Raw genomic sequence first — 17,396 nt, 5'->3', positions numbered from 1 at the left:
ATCACACCGGTTTGTTCAGCGTGATGAGCACTGGCTCGACAATGGCCTTGCCACCACTGGCGCCCAGGGCACTGGTAATGACTGCCATGTTGCGGTCAAAGCCGGCTTTGTCAGTGCAAAGCTGGCTCAGCAACGAGGTCGCCACCGCCAGGGAATCGGCATTGGCAAACGCTTTGGACGGCGCGTGACAGACCGTGCTGTCCTGCGCGACCGGCAGGCAGCCCGCGGCAATATTGAGCAGCGCAGCGACATCCAGTCGCTGCCCGGTTTCAGCGTCGCTCAGCGCATCGGTGGCATAGCCGATATCATCGGTTTGCGCGCTGGCATGAAACAGCTCATGGATCAGGTCATCGGCGACCACGTCATGGTTGAAGCCCAGGCTGACAAAGTGTCTGTTAAGGTTTTTTGTATAGACTTCGACGAAGGCTATATCAGCCCCTTCGCTGGCCCGCGCGCTTTTCCAGCGCGCATAACCGTCCACGTCAAATGCCGCGATCGTGCTGTTTTCCTTGAGGGTATCGAGCACAATGTTACTCAAGGAAAAACCTGCGAAATCGAAACGGATCAAGCGGAGGTAGTTGACCAGTCGATCAATGGCGACCGATGAGGTATCGCCGAACAACGTTTTCATCAACAGATCGCAATCGCGCTTGATGTCATGCCGAGCGATGGCCTCGATCGCGTTATCTATTTTCACTCGGGCACGAGGCAGACTCTGCTCGATGAACTTGCGCGTATAGCTCTCTGGCAAGGTCTTTGGCATGTTAGGCAAACGCAGCGGAGCGTTATAGGAAAAGCCATCCAGCGGTTTGCCCCACGGGTTGCCACGACGATTCAAGGCGTACCATTTGTTGTCTCGGCGCGCGGCCAGCACAGCAACGGCGTCGCTCGCCGAGCCGCGTGGGCGCCAGCTACCGAGCCCCACTTGCGCGCCGCCGACGCTATCGATCAAATCATAAGACTGCCGCCGCCCACTGAGCGTGTGCAATTGTCTGTTCGCCTTGGCGATAATGTCGTGGGTGTTTTTATTGAACCGCAGCAGGCCTTTGTGCGCCAGTTTTGCGCCGGATTGTAGACCCGAAGGTACGCCGTCGAGCGGATTGAACAAAGAAATTGCCGACGTGAAGGCCAGTTTGGTGAATCGCGCAGCTTTCGATGTCGTGGATATGGCCTTGGCCGAAATACTCAACGCCTTCGAACTGGCCCCAGCCACCGTTCCTACCAGCCCGATACCATCCATCAGACAGCCGTAGATCCCATCGACCACCTTGTTATGCTCACCGGACGCAATGTCCTCGATGCACTTTTTGAACGGCACCACCAGGTCGATGAAATAGGTGAGCAATCGCTCGCCTTCCTCCTGAGACTCCTCGAGCGGCGTTGGGATACGGACCAGCTCGCGCAGCTCCTGAGCATTGAGGAACGGTCGATACCTGACAATGAAATCGGCGATACGGGCAACCTCCGGAGCGTTGAACCGTGCATAAAATCCTTGCCTGAGCGCCGTCGCAGCAGCGGGCTCTTCCAGTGCGCCAAAATAGTCGATGATCCCCATACTGCTGGAGACCGCGGAATCTTGGGCAATCGCATGAGTATGGCACTTCACATTCAGTGGCAGCTCTTTCGGATAAGTCACTTCAAATTGAGTGGTCAGACTGGCAGCACGGCTCATTCTCGAACGTTGTTCGAGTTTGCGCTCGCGGATGATCAACTCACCCAAGGCATCGTTCTTGCGCAACTCCCCCCGGGATGTGAACAGCTCATAACAGATAAAGGCATTGTTGTGAAACGTGCACATCACCAAGCCAAACCGCCCGGTGGCAGCATCCCGGCTCTGTTGTGTTTCCTTGGGCAATTGAGTAGTGACCGGGCCGCCAATGCGATGCGTGGTGGTGTAAATCGCCGACTCACGCACGGTGAAAAAGTCGATCCGGCCATTTATGAAGGCTTGTAAATCCGCTGAAGGCATTTGGGCCAGCGCGAGTTTCACCGTCGACGACATGGCACTGTTGAGATCCTTGAAATGCACCGCCAACTGCCGATCCATTTCGTCGTCACAGGATTTGAGTTTCAGTAGCGCTGGATAACGTGTGTAAAGGCTGATGCCCGACGGGTTGTAATTGATGGCCGGACTGGGTATGCCGTTGGTGACCAGGCGAACCGTGCGCCTGTCCCACTTGCCGGTGACGAGGTCACCTGATTGATGCAGGTCCACCATGGACATGACCTGCTGCCCGCCGATCTCGGACAATGCTTTTTCGTCCAGCGTATCGCAGCCTGGCGCGGCGACTTTCAACGCTGCGCGGGCGATGCCTGCACGGCTGGGCAGCGCGGTCGAAAAGGCCCGGGCGATCTGGGTGAATTTTTCGGTGTGCTGTTCGAAGGCCTCAATTGCCCGTCGTGTGGTCGATTCCTCTGCCTGATCAAGCTCACCCGGGGTGACGACCTGATTGAGCAGCGCCCAATCGACAATCGGGTCAATCATTGCCAGATCGCGCAAATGCTTTTGCGAGTCACTGACCGGCTGCAAATCGGCATAAGCCATTATCTGCGAGTAGGTCAAGACGCGTGCTGCGCCGGTTTTCACCGCCTCGACCAGCACCACGGCGCGACAGAAGTTGATCCATGCGATCGATCCCATGAGAACAGACGCCGGGATGTCCCTGACGATAAACTCTGGCGCGGTTCGCGCGAGCAACAGGTGGGTGGCCAAAGGAACTAAACGGGCATCCACCTTTAGTCGGGTTCGTAGAAACGTCGTCAGATCCTCGAGTACAACCGAAGGATGCCGGTCAACATAAGTGGCTGCATACAACTCGAACCCAGCGATCTTCCTGCGTTGACAAAAGTTTTCGATGGCCGGATCCAGATCGAGCAACAGCGCCGTCAACAATAGCTGTGGAAGAACCTGTTCGCCAATAGGTTCGCCCGCTTGGCCACCGAGCCACCCCAGTTCTTTCAAATACTTTTCAGCCAGTATGCAGGCAACCGGGTAGTTGACATATTCGTTGATTCGCTGGGCTGCGTTCTCATGCGATACCGGCGCATTACCCGTAACGTTATACAGCGCCGTCAGGAGACTTTTCCCCGGAAGAAGTTTGGCGGTCGCTTGGCCAATGGCTGAAAACTGTTCTTGGGACAGCGTGGCCAGCTTTTGACCGCTCGCTGCAAAATGTTCCCAATAATTGGCCGGCTCCTTGACCGCAGGATCAAACTTTAACAACTCGAGCAAGTTGCTGATTTTTGCGGGTGTGTCAGGGATATCTATCTCGTGAAACTTGAACCACTGATCCATCGTAATGTCCAGATCAGCCCATATATACCCGCGCGCCGCCTCGGCGAAATCAGCGATCAGCTTCAGATCATCCAGCGTCGAGCGACTGTATTTAAAATGACCCGCAGCGACCAGATCAACCCAGCCGGCGGTGCCATACACTTCCATTTTGCCGTCAGCGGACACCCGCACAAGGCCGTTATGCTGACTGGCGCGCTCCTGGGAAAGTGCGCTGTTGACCGGACTGCTTTCAAGTAATTGATTGAGCAGGCGCAGGCCGGGGTTATAAATTTCGTACAGTGACGAACCTTCCTGCAACTCCAGTTCGTGGGCATACCAGTTGACGACTTCATCAGCAGAATACTGGCTCACAGCCTGCTCCAACTGCGCAATCATCAGCTGCCGCTCAGCGGCATCGGCTGCAGTTCTTAGTTTAAAACTGGCAACTACGACATGGTCCGACCAGATCACTTTATTTCTTTCTGCAAAACTCATTAAACAACCTCATCAATCGGTTACGCTGACCATTCAGCTTGATGACGTTGTACGACCGCAATACTTTATACTCCACACTTAAAATATTAAATGCTATTACTGCCAGCAAACTAATGATTGATTTTCAATCCATCAAGCCCCACTCCCCCGCCTTCGGCTCATCGGGGTTTTTTATTTCCGTGGCGAACTTTATGCGCAACTTTAGATTATTCACCGAGTCGGCATGTTTTAACGCTTCTTCTTCACTGATATCACCCTGCGACACCAAGGCGAACAAAGCGCCATCAAAGGTTTGCATACCAAGCTCCGTGGACTTTTCCATCATCGATTTGAGCTCTCCGAACTCACCTCGTCGAACCAGATCGGCGATGGTCGGCGTACCCAGCAGCACCTCGACAGCAGCCCTTCGCTGACCATTAACGGTGCGCACCAATCGCTGCGAAATAAAGGCTTTCAGATTGTTACCCAGCGCATGCAACAACTGCGGACGACGCTCTTCGGGGAACAGATTGATGATCCGGTCCAGCGCCTGATTGGCGTTGTTGGCGTGCAGCGTCGATAACACCAGGTGGCCAGTTTCCGCGAAGGCCAAGGCATGCTCCATGGTTTCGCGGTCACGGATCTCGCCAATCAGGACTACATCCGGGGCTTGGCGCAGGGTGTTTTTCAACGCGGCGTGAAAACTGCGAGTATCGACGCCGACCTCACGCTGATTGACGATCGAGAGTTGATGCCGATGGATGTACTCGATCGGATCTTCAATCGTCACAATGTGCCCGGCGCTGTGACGGTTACGGTGATCGATCAATGCCGCCAGCGAGGTCGATTTGCCCGAATCGGTGGCGCCGACGAACAGGATCAGGCCCTGCTTGAGCATGACGGTTTCACGCAGTACCGGGGGCAACTTGAGGTCTTCGAAGCGTGGAATATCAAGCTTCACGTTGCGAATCACGATGGATACGTCGTTGCGTTGCTTGAACACGTTGACCCGAAAGCGGCCAATACCGGCGAGCGAAATGGCCAGGTTCATTTCCAGCTCACGGTCGAACACCTGGCGCTGCTCGGCATCCATCAGGGCGTTGGCAATGGCTGCCACTTCACCGGGTTTGAACGGCTGCTCGCTCAAAGCGGTCAATACGCCTTGAAAGCGCGCACTGGGTGGCGCTCCCGTGGACAGGAACAGGTCCGAGCCATGCTGGTTGGCCAGCCGTGTTAACAGCACATCGATTTCCATGGTCAAATTCACCCACCGGCTTGAATATTCAGACATGGCCCGCTGCTGTGGCGCAGCGGTACATTGAGCGTCTACCCTCTCGAAGAATAGTAGACGCCGCCTCACCGAACGCCGCTCAGGATCGACGCAATGAACGCTGTACCCAGCAACGACGACGCCCAGGCACTGATCGCCCGTACCGACTGGAGCAACACCGCACTGGGTGCCGCCAGCCAATGGCCGCAAAGCCTGCGCACCGCGGTGGACATCGTGGTTCACTCGCCAATGCCGATGCTGTTGTTGTGGGGACCGCAACTCACGCAGATCTACAACGACGGCTTCGCCATGCTGGCCGGCAGCAAGCACCCGCACGCTTTCGGGCAACCGGCACACCAGATGTGGCCGGAACTCAGAGCCTTTACCGACCCGATCTACAGCGCCGTCCTGCAAGGCCAGGTGCGTACCTACAGCGAGCGCCGCTTCACCCTGCTGCGCGATGGCCAAGAATCCGACGTCTGGCTGGATCTGACCTACAGCCCGATCCGGGATGAAACCGCGCAAGTGGCGGGCATCCTCGTCACCGCCATTGAAACCAATGAACGCCGACGCATTGCCCTGGAGTTGCAGCAGCGCTCCGAAGAAAGCCTCAAGGCTCAGCACGAATCCGAAGAGCGCCTGCAGCTGGCGCTGGCCGCCACCGACGCAGTCGGCACCTGGGACTGGAACATTGCTGAAGACCGGTTTATCGCCGACGCGCATTTCGCCCAGTTGCACGGTGTCGATCCGGCGCTGGCCAGCCAGTTGCCGATCAGCGATTACCTGCAAGGCGTCCATCCGGAAGACCGGGCGATGGTCGCGCGCGGCATCAAGCACTGCATCACCCACGGCACCGAATACGCCGAGGAGTATCGCCTGCTGCAAACCGATGGCGAGTTGCGCTGGGCGTTTGCCCGCGGCCGCTGCTACAAGGATCACCATGGCCGGCCGACCCGTTTTCTCGGCGCGGCGCTGGACCTGACCGAGCGCAAACACACCGAACAGGCCTTGCGCCAAAGCCAGACCGAGCTGCAATTGATCATCAACGCCATGCCGATCCTGATCAGTTACGTCGACCGCGAAGAACGTTTTCGCCTCAACAACGCCGCTTACCTGGACTGGTACGGTCTGACACCGCAAGAACTCTATGGCCGTACGATCCGCGAAGTAATCGGCGAAGAAGCCTACTTTCTGCGCGCGCCGTACATCGCCGAGGCGCTCGCCGGCCGGTCCTGTTCATTCAGCCTCTACACAACGCACCGTGACGGCAGCAACCGCCATGCCTTGATGAACTACCTGCCGCGCCACGGCGCCGATGGTGCGGTCAATGGGTTCTACATCTTTGTGATCGATGAAACCGAACGCAAGAAAACCGAAGAAGCCCTGCGCAACCTCAACGAAACCCTGGAAGAGCGCGTCAGCGCCCGCACCGAACAATTGGCCCAGGCCAACCAGCGTCTGCAGAACGAGATGTTCGAGCGTGAGCGCGCCGAGGACGCCTTGCGCCACGCGCAAAAAATGGAAGCGGTCGGCCAGCTCACCGGCGGCATCGCCCATGACTTCAACAACATGCTCACGGGGATCATCGGCAGCCTCGACCTGATGCAGCGCTACATTGCCGACGGTCGCGCCAATGAGATCGGACGGTTCACCGAAGCCGCCGTGTCCTCCGCCAACCGTGCCGCCGCCTTGACTCATCGTCTGCTGGCCTTTTCCCGTCGCCAGTCGCTGGATCGCAAGACCCTGGACGTCAACGAACTGATTCACTCGCTGGAAGATCTGATTCGCCGGACCAAGGGCGATCCGATCGAGCTTAAATTGCGCCTGGCCGACAGCGTGTGGCCGGTCAGCACGGATGTCAGTCAATTGGAAAACGCCCTGCTGAATCTGGTGATCAACGCGCGTGATGCCATGCCCCACGGGGGCGAGTTGCTGATCGAGACCGCCAACGTCTACCTCGACGGCAACGACATCACCACGCTTGAGCCGGTCAAGGCCGGCGACTATCTGATGCTGGCGGTCAGCGACAACGGCACCGGGATGACCCCCTCCGTGCGCGCCAAGGCCTTCGACCCGTTCTTCACCACCAAGCCCATCGGCCAGGGCACCGGGCTCGGGCTGTCGATGATTTACGGTTTTGCCCAGCAATCGGGCGGCCATGTCAGCCTCGACAGCTTGCCCGACCAAGGCACCTGCGTGCGCCTGTACTTGCCGCGCCTGTACCTGCAAATGCCGGAGCAGGCACCGGTCGAGACGATCAGTGCGCCCTGCACGGCAACGTCCGGGGAAACCGTCGTGGTGGTCGAAGACGATCCGGCCGTGCGCATGTTGGTGCTGGATTTGCTCAAGCAACTGGGTTACCGGGCGTACGAAGCGGTCGACGCCACCGCTGCGCTGGCGCTGCTGGACACCGTTGCCGAAGTTGACCTGCTGGTCACCGATGTAGGTTTGCCGGGCATGAACGGTCGACAGCTGGCGGAAATCGCGCGGCAGCAGCGCCCTGGTCTTAAAGTATTGTTCATGACCGGTTATGCGCAGATCGCCGCGGAACGCCAGGGCTTTCTCGAAGAGGGCATGGACATGGTCGCCAAACCCTTTGCGCTGGAACGCCTGGCGAGCAAGATCCGCACGATGATCAACCCGACGGCGTGACTTGAGGCATAATCCCGCGCCCCGCCGTCACCCCGTTATCAGGTACTGCCACGATGAAAGCTCAAGCCCGCCACATTCTGGTGAAAACCGCCGAAGAGGCTGAACAACTCAAACAGCGCATTGCCAAGGGCGAAGCGTTCGACGTGCTGGCGAAGAAATTTTCCACCTGCCCGTCCGGCAAACGCGGCGGCGATCTGGGCGAGGTACGCCCGGGACAGATGGTGGGCGCGATCGACGCGGTGATCTTCAAAAAACCGCTGCGCACGGTGCATGGACCGATCAAGAGCAAGTTTGGCTATCACCTGGTGCAGGTGTTTTACCGCGATTGACTGGTTGGCTTTCGAGCCTCTTCGCGAGCAGGCTCGCTCCCACAATGGGTTTTGTGGGTTGCCTGAAATCTGAATACCACCGGAAATCTTGTGGGTTGCCGCGAATCTGAGTACCACCGGAAATCTTGTGGGAGTGGGCTTGCTCACGAAGGCGTCAGGTCAGGCAATTTATCTGTGGCTGACACTCCGCTTTCGCGAGCAAGCCCGCTCCCACAAGGGGCTTTGTGGATTGCCTTAAATCTGAGTAGCACCCGAAATCTTGTGGGTTGCCGCGAATCTGAGTAGCACCGGAAATCTTGTGGGAGTGGGCTTGCTCACGAAGGCGTCAGGTCAGGCAATTTATCTGTGGCTGACACTCCGCTTTCGCGAGCAAGCCCGCTCCCACAAGGGGCTTTGTGGGTTGCCTGGAATTTGAGTAACACTCGGAACCCTGTGGGAGCGGGCTTGCCCGCGAACCGATTGCGCAGCAAGCGGCCATTCGCCGATTACCTGGGGATCAGCGCCCCGGGCGCCTGTATCACCCGGCTCGCCAGTTCATGTCCCGCTTGCGCCGCCTCCGCCGGGCTGCCGCCGAGCAAACGACTGGCCAGATACGCCGCACTGAACGAATCCCCCGCTGCCGTGGTGTCGACGACTTTGGCAACTTTCTGCGCCGGCACTTCAAACGCTTCGCCCTCACATCGAATCAAACACGCCTCGGCGCCACGCTTGAGGACCACCTCCGGTGTGCCGATCTGCGTGTAAGCCTCGAACAGCGCCGCGCAATCGCTGAACCCGAACAGCGCCCGCTCGTCGTCCACGGTCAATAACGCAAGATCGATATGAGGCAAGACGCTGCGATAGGCCGCGCGCGCCTCTTCGGGTGAGGCCCACAAACGTGGACGATAGTTGTTGTCGAAGACGATCCGCGCATCGCGCTGCCGGGCTTCGATCAGCACCTGGATCAGCCGCTCCCGGCCCTGGGCGCCAAGCACAGCCAGGGTGATGCCGCTGAAATACAGCACGTCGTAATCCGGCAACGCGGCCAGAATCGGTTCGGCGGCAGGCGTGGTGAAGCAATCGCGTACCGCCGCTTCATTGCGCCAATAGAGGAAGCGGCGCTCGCCGCTGGCGTCAGTCTGAATGCAGTACAGGCCGGGCAAACGACCCGGCAGGCGCTGCACTTGTTGGAGGCCGATGCCTTCCTCGGCCCACTGCCGGCACATGGCGTCGCTGAAGCTATCGTCGCCCAGCGCAGTCACGTAGTCGACCTGCGCCTTGTCGCCCATGGCGCGGGACAGGTAGACCGCCGTGTTCAAGGTGTCGCCACCGAAGCTTTGCTGCAGGCTGCCGTCGGCGCGCTGCTGCAACTCGATCATGCACTCGCCGATGAGGGCGATGCGTGGGGTGTTCGGGCCCAGGGGGCTTAAGGTGTTCATTCTTGGTGGTGTCTCTGTTGATTCAATGGTGTCAGGGCGGACGCCTTCGCGAGCAGGCTCGCTCCTACTTTTGAAATGCGTTTTCTGTGGGAGCGAGCCTGCTCGCGAATAGCCGCCACGACGCAATCTCAGGCTTTAGAAACAAGTCTCCATGCGCTCGACCACCGACAACTGCTCATCCACCAACAAGCCCACCCGCCATTTGTCGAAGGTCAGGCACGGATGGGACGTCCCGAAAGAAATGATGTCACCCACGCGCAATTCCACCGCCGGCGCGACCGTCATGAACGCGTGCTGGTCCATCACTGCCGTGACCTTGCACGCACCGACGTCATCGCCCATTGCAGGTACGACACCCGCCTTGTAGCGCCGCAACGGCACCGGCAAACCGGCATCGAATGCCACGTCACGCTTGCCCAGGGCAATCACCGCAAAGCCCGGCTCCGGCAACGATTGCACGTGAGCCCAGACCTCCAGCGCCGGGCGCAAACCCTCGTGCAGATCGCTACGCCGATCCAGCACGCAGCACTGCGCTTCTTTGTAGATGCCGTGGTCGTGCGCCACGTAACTGCCCGGACGCAACACGCTGAGGAAGCGTCCGGCGGCGTTCTGCTCCTCGAAGGATTCAGCGATCAAGTCGTACCACGCCGAGCCCGACGCGGTGATGATCGGCTTGGCGATGGCGAAAGCGCCGCTGTCCTGCAACTGCACGGCAAGACGCACCAGCGAGGCAGCAAACGCACGGATTCCGCTGACCGCCTGATCGCCATGGATCACCCCTTCGTAACCTTCAATGCCGGTCAGTGCCAGCGCCGGTTGTGCGTCGATGGCTTTTGCCAGCTCAATGACTTCCTGCTCGCTGCGGCAACCGCAACGCCCGCCGACCACGCCGTACTCGATCATCACGTTGAGCCTGACCCCACGCGAACCGAAATACGCGCCAAGGTCGGCGACGTTGTCCGGGTGATCGACCATGCAATAGAAATCGAAGTCCGCATCGGCCAGCAGGTCGGCAATCAGCGCCATGTTTGGTGTACCGACCAGCTGATTGGCCATCAACACGCGGCGCACGCCATGGGCGTAAGCGGCGCGGGTCTGGGTGGCGCTGGCGAGGGTAATGCCCCATGCGCCGGCGTCGAGCTGACGCTTGAACAGCGCCGGCGTCATGCTGGTTTTGCCGTGGGGCGCCAGTTGCGCGCCGCTGCCACTGACAAACGTCTGCATCCAGCGAAGATTGTGCTCCAGCGCATCGCGGTGCAGCACCAGCGCGGGCAGGCTGACGTCACGCGTCAACTGCGCGCCGATGGCGGCGTCACCTTTTTCTACTGCAGAGTTGATGGCAGTGGTCATCGTCGAATCCTCACAGTCGCGGCCGCAGGCAGCCGCGGTTATTCGTTGATACGCCGGGCGAGGCTATTGGCGCTGTCAATCAGCACCCGGCGATAGTCGTTGTAATTGTTCTTCGCATCAGCGCGCGGGGCGACGATGCACAGGGTGCAGATGGCCACGCCCTGCGCATCTTTGACGGGCGCGGCGAAGCAATGGGTGAAGGTGTCGGCAACACTGTCGAAGGAGAAAAAGCCATCGCTGCCGGCCTGACGGATCTCCGCCAGAAAACGTTCCAGCGGCAGGCGCTCGCCGTCGGGCAGGATGTAATCGTCCTCATCGATCAGGTCGATGATCTGCTGATCGCTCAAATGCGCCAGCAGCAAACGGCCCGACGCCGTCCACGGAATCGGCGCGTTTTCGCCAATGTCGGAAGAGATGCGAAAATGCCGCTCGCCCTCCTTCATCAACGCCACCGTGTATTTACGACCGTTGAGCAGACACATCTGCGCGGTTTCACGGGTCTGGCTGACGATCTCCTGCAAGGCGTGATCGGCCTCACGGCTAAGGTCGAAATGACGCAAATGCGCCTGCCCCAGGAAGTACAACTGCCGGCCCAGATAGACATGGCCGTCCTTGCCCACCGGCTCGAGAATCCGCCGCTCCAGCAACGAGGCGACCAGTTCGTAGACCGTGGATTTCGGGCTGCCGATGCCGTTGGCGATGTCGTTGGGGCGCAACGGCTGGCCGATTTCTTTGAGAAAATCGAGGATATCGAACGCCCGGTCCAGACCGCGTGCCCGGCGCTTGATGGTGTCTTCGGTCATTTCTTCAGTTCCCAATAAAAGTGCCGAGAGTTTACCGAGAGTCCCGTGTCGACAGTTAGACCGCCATCGCGAGCAGGCTCACTCCTACAGTTGAAATGCGTTCTCCTGTAGGAGTGAGCCTGCTCGCGATAGCGTCACCTCCGTTCACATCTTCTTTTTGTAGGCAATGCAGTCGATCTCAACCTTGCAATCGACCATCATGCTCGCCTGCACACAGGCCCGCGCCGGGGCGTGTTCGGGTTTGAAATACTCGGCGAACACCTTGTTGAAGCTGGAAAAATCCCGCGGATCGTCCAGCCAAACTCCGGCACGCACGACGTCTTCCAGGCCATAACCGGCTTCTTCGAGAATCGCGATCAGGTTCTTCATGGTCTGGTGGGTCTGTTCGACGATACCGCCAACGATGATCTCGCCATCCACTGCGGGCACCTGACCGGACACGTGCAGCCAGCCATCTGCTTCAACAGCGCGGGCGAATGGACGAGGCTGGCCGCCGGCGGCAGTGCTGCCGGTCCCGTAACGCGTAATGCTCATGGGTATTTCTCCTGATTGCAAAAGTGCAGATTCAAAACCGCGTGCTTTTGAGAAACTCAGCCAGACGCGGCGATTGCGGGCGTTCAAACAGTTCCTTGGGAGGCCCCTGCTCTTCGATCCGCCCCTGATTCATGAAAACGATCTTGTCCGAGACCTCGAACGCAAAACGCATCTCGTGGGTGACGAGCAACATGGTCATGCCGTCTTCGGCCAGACCCTTGATGACGTTGAGTACTTCGCCGACCAGTTCCGGATCCAGGGCCGACGTGACTTCGTCGAACAGCATCAGACTCGGGTTCATCGCGATCGCCCGGGCAATCGCCACGCGCTGTTGCTGACCGCCGGACAACTGACCGGGAAAGTGATTGCGCCGTTCCAGCAGGCCGACGCGCTCCAGCCATTTTTCGGCGAGCACTACGGCCTCGTCCTTGTGCATTTTCTTCACCTTGAGCAAGCCCAGGGTGACGTTCTGCAACGCGGTCAGGTGCGGAAACAGGTTGAATTGCTGGAACGCCATGCCGGTCATCGCACGATGGCGAGCGATGACTTTTTCGCCATGGCGCACGCGTTTGCCGTTGATCTCGTCATAGCCGATGGACTCGCCGTCGAGCAGGATCTGCCCGCCCTGGAATTCTTCGAGCATGTTCACGCAGCGCAGCAGCGTGGTCTTGCCCGAACCGCTGGAGCCAATCAGCGTGACGACGTTACCGCGCTGCATGCTCAGGTCGACGCCCTTGAGCACTTCCACCGCGCCGTACTGTTTGTGCAGGCCGCGGATATCCAGCAACGCCTGATGCTGTGGGGAAACTTGAGCTTGAGTCATGGCAGGGCCACCCGCTTTTCAATGTGCCGGCCGAGTAATTCGATGCCGTAGTTGATGACGAAGAACAGAAAACCGGCGAACAGGTAGAACTCCAGGGTCATGAAGTTCCGTGCGATGACCTGTTGGCTGCTGAGCAACAATTCAGCGACACCGATCACCGAGAGCAAGGTCGAGGCCTTGACGATTTCGGTGGATGAGTTGACCCAGGTCGGCAGGATTTGCCGCAATGCCTGAGGCAACAGGACGTAGCCGAGGGACTGGTAGAAAGTCAGACCGATGGCCTGGCTCGCTTCCATCTGCCCGCGCGGCAAGGCTTGCAACGCACCACGAACGATTTCCGCGACGTGCGAACCGCAGAACAGCGTCAAGCCCAGCGCACCAGCCTGAAATGCACCGATCTGCCAGCCCAGCGCCGGGGCCATATAGAAGCAAGCCAGCACCAGCACAAACACCGGTGTGCCGCGAATCAGATCAACGTAAACGCGAAACGGCGCGCGCATCCAGAACTTACCGTAAGTCAGCACCAGGCCGGCGACCACACCGAGCATCGTGCCGAGCACAATGGCCAGCGCCGAAACCTGCACGCTGGTCAAAAAGCCCTGCCACAGCGGCTCGCGCGCCACCCATAATTCATGCAACCAACTGGGAGATTCGTACATCGCAGCCTCCTATCGGCGGATCGCCAGACGCTGCTCGAGAAAACGCAGCGCCATGGCAATGAGGTAACAGGCCGCGACATACAACGCCGTGGTCACCAGCCAGGTTTCGATCACCCGGTAGCTCTCGACGTTGATCTTGCGCGCGTAGTAGGTCAGCTCCGGCACCGCAATCGCGGCGGCCAGCGAGGTGTCCTTGAACAGCGAGATGAAGTTGTTCGACAGCGCCGGCAGAACATTGCGCAGCATCACCGGCACGGTGATGTAGGCCTTGACCTGCCATTCACCGAGTCCGATGGCCAGCCCCGCTTCGCGCTGTCCCTTGGGAATGCTCAGCAAGCCGCCACGGAACACTTCGGTCAGGTACGCCCCGGCGTATAACGACAGCGTGATGATGAACGAAGGAATCTTGTCCAGCCGGATGCCCAGACCTGGCAAGGCGAAGTAGATCAACAGAATCAACACCAGAATCGGCGTGTTACGAATCACCGTGACGTACACCGAGGCCAGCACCCGCAAGGCGCGATGCTTCGACAGCAAGGCAAACGCCATCAGCAGGCCGATCACGCAGCCGATGGCGATCGACAACAGTGCCAGTTGCAGGCCCAGACCGAGCCCCGCCAGCAAGGTGTCGAAATCGCGCCACACGGCGGCAAAGTTCAACTGATAATTCATGGTCAGCAGTACCTTGAGCGGGGCGATGTGACTCGCCCCACTCTCACGGGATCATTTGAATTCGACAGGGAAACCGATGGCAGGCGACGGCAGATCGACGCCAAACCATTGCTTGAAGGACGCCGCGTAAGTCGGGAACTCAACGCCAGTCATGGCCTCATGCAGCGCGGTGTTGACGAAGTTCAGCCAATCCTGATCGCCTCGTTTGACGGCGCAGGCGTAGGTCTGCGGACTCCACGCGTAAGTCGGGCTACGGTAGCGGCCAGGGTTCTGCACCATCAGGTATTTGACCGACGACTGATCAGTGGCGGCGGCATCGGCGCGGCCAGAGTTCACTGCCTGGTACATCAGATCGACGCTGTCGTACTGATCGACCTTGGCTTTGGGCAGTGCCTGGTGCACCAGTTCTTCGGCGTATACGTTCTGCAGCACCGCAACGGTAACGTCATCGCCCGCCGCTTGCAGGTCTTCGATTTCCTTGTACTTGCTGTTGTTCGGCAACAACAGACCAACACCTTCGCGGTAGTACGGCAGCGTGAAGGCGACTTGCTGTGCGCGGCTGGCAGTGACGGTAATGAACTGGCAACTCATGTCGACCTTGTCGGTCAGCAGATTGGGAATGCGCGCATCGGACGACTGCACCACGAACTCGACTTTGCTCGGGTCGTTGAACAACCCTTTTGCCACCATCCTGGCGATGTCGATATCAAAACCCTGCAACTTGCCGTCCGTGCCCTGAAAGTGCCACGGCGCATTGGTGCTGCCAGTGCCGACGATCAATTTGCCACGGGCCAGGACACTGTCGAGCTTGCTGTCGGCGGCCTGGGCCAGGCCCATGACCGAGGAAGCAGCGGCAAGTACGAAAACACACGCTTTGAACAACGAAGGACGGTGATGCATGGCGAGCACTCCAGGTGGTGTTTATTCCGCTATACCGGAACACGGTTTGTTACTACGGAATAGACAGCAGAAAGTGTGCCACAGGATTCGCGGGAAATCCGCAGCGATGTCAAATGTTCGAGGAATCAAAGAGATACGGTCAGTCAAGATGGGCGATCACTCCCTGCGCTGAACGGATGAGGCGCTACCTATCGCTACTGACGCGGGTAGCAGGTTCCCAACGAGGGTCGGGCTGTGCTGTTTCGGTGCATTCAGCCTGACGGTGAATCAAATCGAGCCTTCAGCGTTTGGGGGCGACAACTGTCAGCGCAATCTCGCGCTTTGGGCCGCGAATCGGAGATTTGTGCAGCCTACCTGTAATTTCTGACAGTAGACCGCAGCACGCTTACGCCCTTAATGTCATCAAACCTTCCGGGCATTGAAAAGGAGTCTTCAATGAGCATTTCCCTCGCTGATCCCAGCCTGGCACCGATTTATCGCAAAGCCCTGAAAACCTGGCGCCCGGTCATCTTCTATTTCGCCAACGAACACTGCCCCGCCTGCGAATGGGCCGGGCCGATCTTTCGGCAGATTGCCGAGCCTTACCGACTGCGCGCCAATATCTACATGCTCAACACCAGCCAGTCACCCAGGCACCCGCGCGTGACCGGCACTCCCACGGTGCTGTTCTACCGAAACGGCAGGTTGGTAAAAAAGCTAAAAGGCATCGGCAGCGAGGAAACCCTCGCCAAGGATTTCGCCCGGCACGTCGGCAAGACCAGGGGCCCGGCGGCGCCACGCAAACGCAGGCATGACCTGGTTTGGTTGCGTCAGACGCTTCGTGCCTTGCGCACCGTCTCGCGCTCGCGTCACCGGGTTTTGCGCTGACCTGCGCGCCGGAACACCGCCCGAGCGGGATTGGACAAGCCGTTATCTGCCTGCTTTGCTGTTGAGCGAATACGTTGTGCTCCCGCCCTCACGTTCGGGTGGTTGCCAGGATTGGCGCAGACATCAGGAAGAGCATGTTCGAGACCATTGAAGCGCAAGCGTTGAAGCAAACCGCCTCGACCGAGTTGAGAGCGGAATTTCTTCAACGTGAGTTCGAGCGACTCAAACCGTTCAGCCTGTTGATTTACGCGGTCAGCATTTTCATGTGGCTGCTGTTTGATCTGATCGTGAGCTTTCTTGGCGGCCAGGGCTTCACATGGCGCTCGGTGGTGTTTCTCGCCGGTTTTGCGCTATTGACGGCGATTCTCGCGTTTACGCGCAAGGTCAGCCATTTCGATGTGCTGACCCTGCTGCTGGTCCTTGGTCTGACAGTCGGCGTGCGAATGGTCGTCGACGGTCTTACGCCTGCATCGCACAGTTTATGGCTGGTGCTTGCGGCGGCCAGCATGCTGTACAGCGTGTCGGTCCTCCCGCTCAGGCGCTGGGCGTTCTTTGCGGTGCAAGTTGTCATCTGGGTGATCCTCAACCCGTTCCTCGACACCACCACTCAAATCACCGAACTGCGCGGCGTTCTGACCGCCTGCTACAGCGTGTTTCTCTGTGCGCTGACGGTGTATACGTTTGTGAAATTTCGCGAGGCCAAGCTCAACAACTACCTTATGTCCAGGCTGCTGCTCGATCAGGCCTACAACGACCCGCTGACGCAGATTCCCAACCGCCGCTCGTTCATGACTCACGCGCAACAGCGTTTGCAAGCGAGTCCGCGTGAGCAGGACCATTACCTGATGATGATCGACATCGACAATTTCAAGAAAGTGAACGACACCTACGGGCATGACATCGGTGACGAGGTACTCATTCGTGTCGCTGCCGATATCAAGGCTGTGATGGTGGCGTTCGACTATGCGCGCCTGGGCGGCGAAGAGTTTGCGATTTATCTCGCCGGCGTACGGCGCGAGGATGTGGAAAGGCTTGCCACCGAACTGTGCCGACTGGTGCGCGAACAGCCCACCCGGCATCCCGTTACGATCAGCATCGGCATTGCCCGGGTGAACGATGGTGATTCGTTGAATCAGGCCCTGGTCAAGGCGGATGCAGCGCTGTATGAGTCAAAGCATACGGGGAAGGATCGGTTCACCTTCCAGTAGCAAACGCAGTGTTCGAACGGATTCACCGCCTGACCTGCCGCCTTCGTGAGCAAGCTCACTCCCACAGGGCCTGAGGCGTCCGGGAATCAAGGCAACCCACAAAACCCATTGTAGGAGCGAGCCTGCTCGCGAAAGCGGAGTGTCAGTCACCAATGAACTGCCT

At 58.9% G+C, this 17,396-nt stretch carries 14 protein-coding genes; 4 read left to right on the top strand and 10 right to left on the bottom strand.

All coding sequences use genetic code 11. The features are described from left to right. Window position 1: 1 nt before the first annotated feature. Both HU755_RS00070 and HU755_RS00065 read right to left on the bottom strand, forming a co-directional pair. Complete coding sequence (locus HU755_RS00070; protein ID WP_186630141.1) at window positions 2–3,769, bottom strand: hypothetical protein; 3,768 nt, start codon at window positions 3,767–3,769, stop codon at window positions 2–4. Window positions 3,770–3,893: 124 nt separating this feature from the next. Then, window positions 3,894–5,003, bottom strand: coding sequence for a PilT/PilU family type 4a pilus ATPase (locus HU755_RS00065; protein ID WP_186630622.1), 1,110 nt, complete (start codon window positions 5,001–5,003; stop codon window positions 3,894–3,896). Window positions 5,004–5,132: 129 nt separating this feature from the next. Here HU755_RS00065 and HU755_RS00060 point away from each other — a divergent pair, with 129 nt between their 5' ends. Continuing rightward, on the top strand, window positions 5,133–7,670 hold the full coding sequence (locus HU755_RS00060; protein ID WP_186630140.1) for a PAS domain-containing sensor histidine kinase: 2,538 nt from the start codon (window positions 5,133–5,135) through the stop codon (window positions 7,668–7,670). Window positions 7,671–7,723: 53 nt separating this feature from the next. Continuing rightward, window positions 7,724–7,999: a peptidylprolyl isomerase gene (locus HU755_RS00055; RefSeq protein WP_007912322.1), complete on the top strand. Its 276-nt coding sequence runs from the start codon at window positions 7,724–7,726 to the stop codon at window positions 7,997–7,999. 485 nt (window positions 8,000–8,484) lie between these two features. On the opposite strand, the gene HU755_RS00050 is transcribed toward HU755_RS00055, so the two are convergent. From HU755_RS00050 to HU755_RS00015, 8 genes are all read right to left on the bottom strand, one after another. Then, the gene (locus HU755_RS00050) at window positions 8,485–9,417 is read right to left on the bottom strand and encodes a sugar kinase (RefSeq protein ID WP_186630139.1); all 933 of its coding nucleotides are present in this window, start codon (window positions 9,415–9,417) and stop codon (window positions 8,485–8,487) included. 135 nt (window positions 9,418–9,552) lie between these two features. Next, complete coding sequence (locus HU755_RS00045; RefSeq protein ID WP_186630138.1) at window positions 9,553–10,767, bottom strand: amino acid deaminase; 1,215 nt, start codon at window positions 10,765–10,767, stop codon at window positions 9,553–9,555. A 38-nt stretch (window positions 10,768–10,805) separates the two neighbouring features. Continuing rightward, entirely contained in the window at window positions 10,806–11,570 is a 765-nt protein-coding gene (locus tag HU755_RS00040) for an IclR family transcriptional regulator (RefSeq protein ID WP_186546413.1), read from the bottom strand. 144 nt (window positions 11,571–11,714) lie between these two features. Next, window positions 11,715–12,104 (bottom strand): RidA family protein, encoded by a 390-nt coding sequence (locus HU755_RS00035; RefSeq protein WP_186546414.1) that lies wholly within the window; start codon window positions 12,102–12,104, stop codon window positions 11,715–11,717. A gap of 31 nt (window positions 12,105–12,135) precedes the next feature. Further along, window positions 12,136–12,927: an amino acid ABC transporter ATP-binding protein gene (locus tag HU755_RS00030; RefSeq protein ID WP_186546415.1), complete on the bottom strand. Its 792-nt coding sequence runs from the start codon at window positions 12,925–12,927 to the stop codon at window positions 12,136–12,138. Beyond that, window positions 12,924–13,586 (bottom strand): amino acid ABC transporter permease, encoded by a 663-nt coding sequence (locus HU755_RS00025; protein WP_186546416.1) that lies wholly within the window; start codon window positions 13,584–13,586, stop codon window positions 12,924–12,926. Before HU755_RS00025 ends, HU755_RS00030 begins: the two co-directional genes overlap by 4 nt. A 9-nt stretch (window positions 13,587–13,595) precedes the next feature. Continuing rightward, the gene (locus HU755_RS00020) at window positions 13,596–14,258 is read right to left on the bottom strand and encodes an amino acid ABC transporter permease (protein ID WP_186546417.1); all 663 of its coding nucleotides are present in this window, start codon (window positions 14,256–14,258) and stop codon (window positions 13,596–13,598) included. Between the two features lie 51 nt (window positions 14,259–14,309). Continuing rightward, window positions 14,310–15,158, bottom strand: coding sequence for a transporter substrate-binding domain-containing protein (locus HU755_RS00015; RefSeq protein WP_186630137.1), 849 nt, complete (start codon window positions 15,156–15,158; stop codon window positions 14,310–14,312). A 435-nt stretch (window positions 15,159–15,593) separates the two neighbouring features. On the opposite strand from HU755_RS00015, the gene HU755_RS00010 reads away from it, so the two are divergent. Further along, window positions 15,594–16,025, top strand: a complete 432-nt coding sequence (locus tag HU755_RS00010; RefSeq protein ID WP_186630136.1) for a co-chaperone YbbN — start codon at window positions 15,594–15,596, stop codon at window positions 16,023–16,025. A gap of 134 nt (window positions 16,026–16,159) precedes the next feature. Then, a complete protein-coding gene (locus HU755_RS00005; RefSeq protein WP_186630135.1) occupies window positions 16,160–17,233 on the top strand; it encodes a diguanylate cyclase in 1,074 nt (357 codons plus the stop codon). Window positions 17,234–17,396: the final 163 nt, after the last annotated feature.

The sequence above is a fragment of the Pseudomonas sp. SWRI111 genome (assembly GCF_014268555.1).
GTDB classification, from domain to species: Bacteria; Pseudomonadota; Gammaproteobacteria; order Pseudomonadales; family Pseudomonadaceae; genus Aquipseudomonas; species Aquipseudomonas hamedanensis.
Note: the sequence above shows the minus strand (reverse complement) of the source record. Positions and strands in the feature narration are given on the sequence as shown.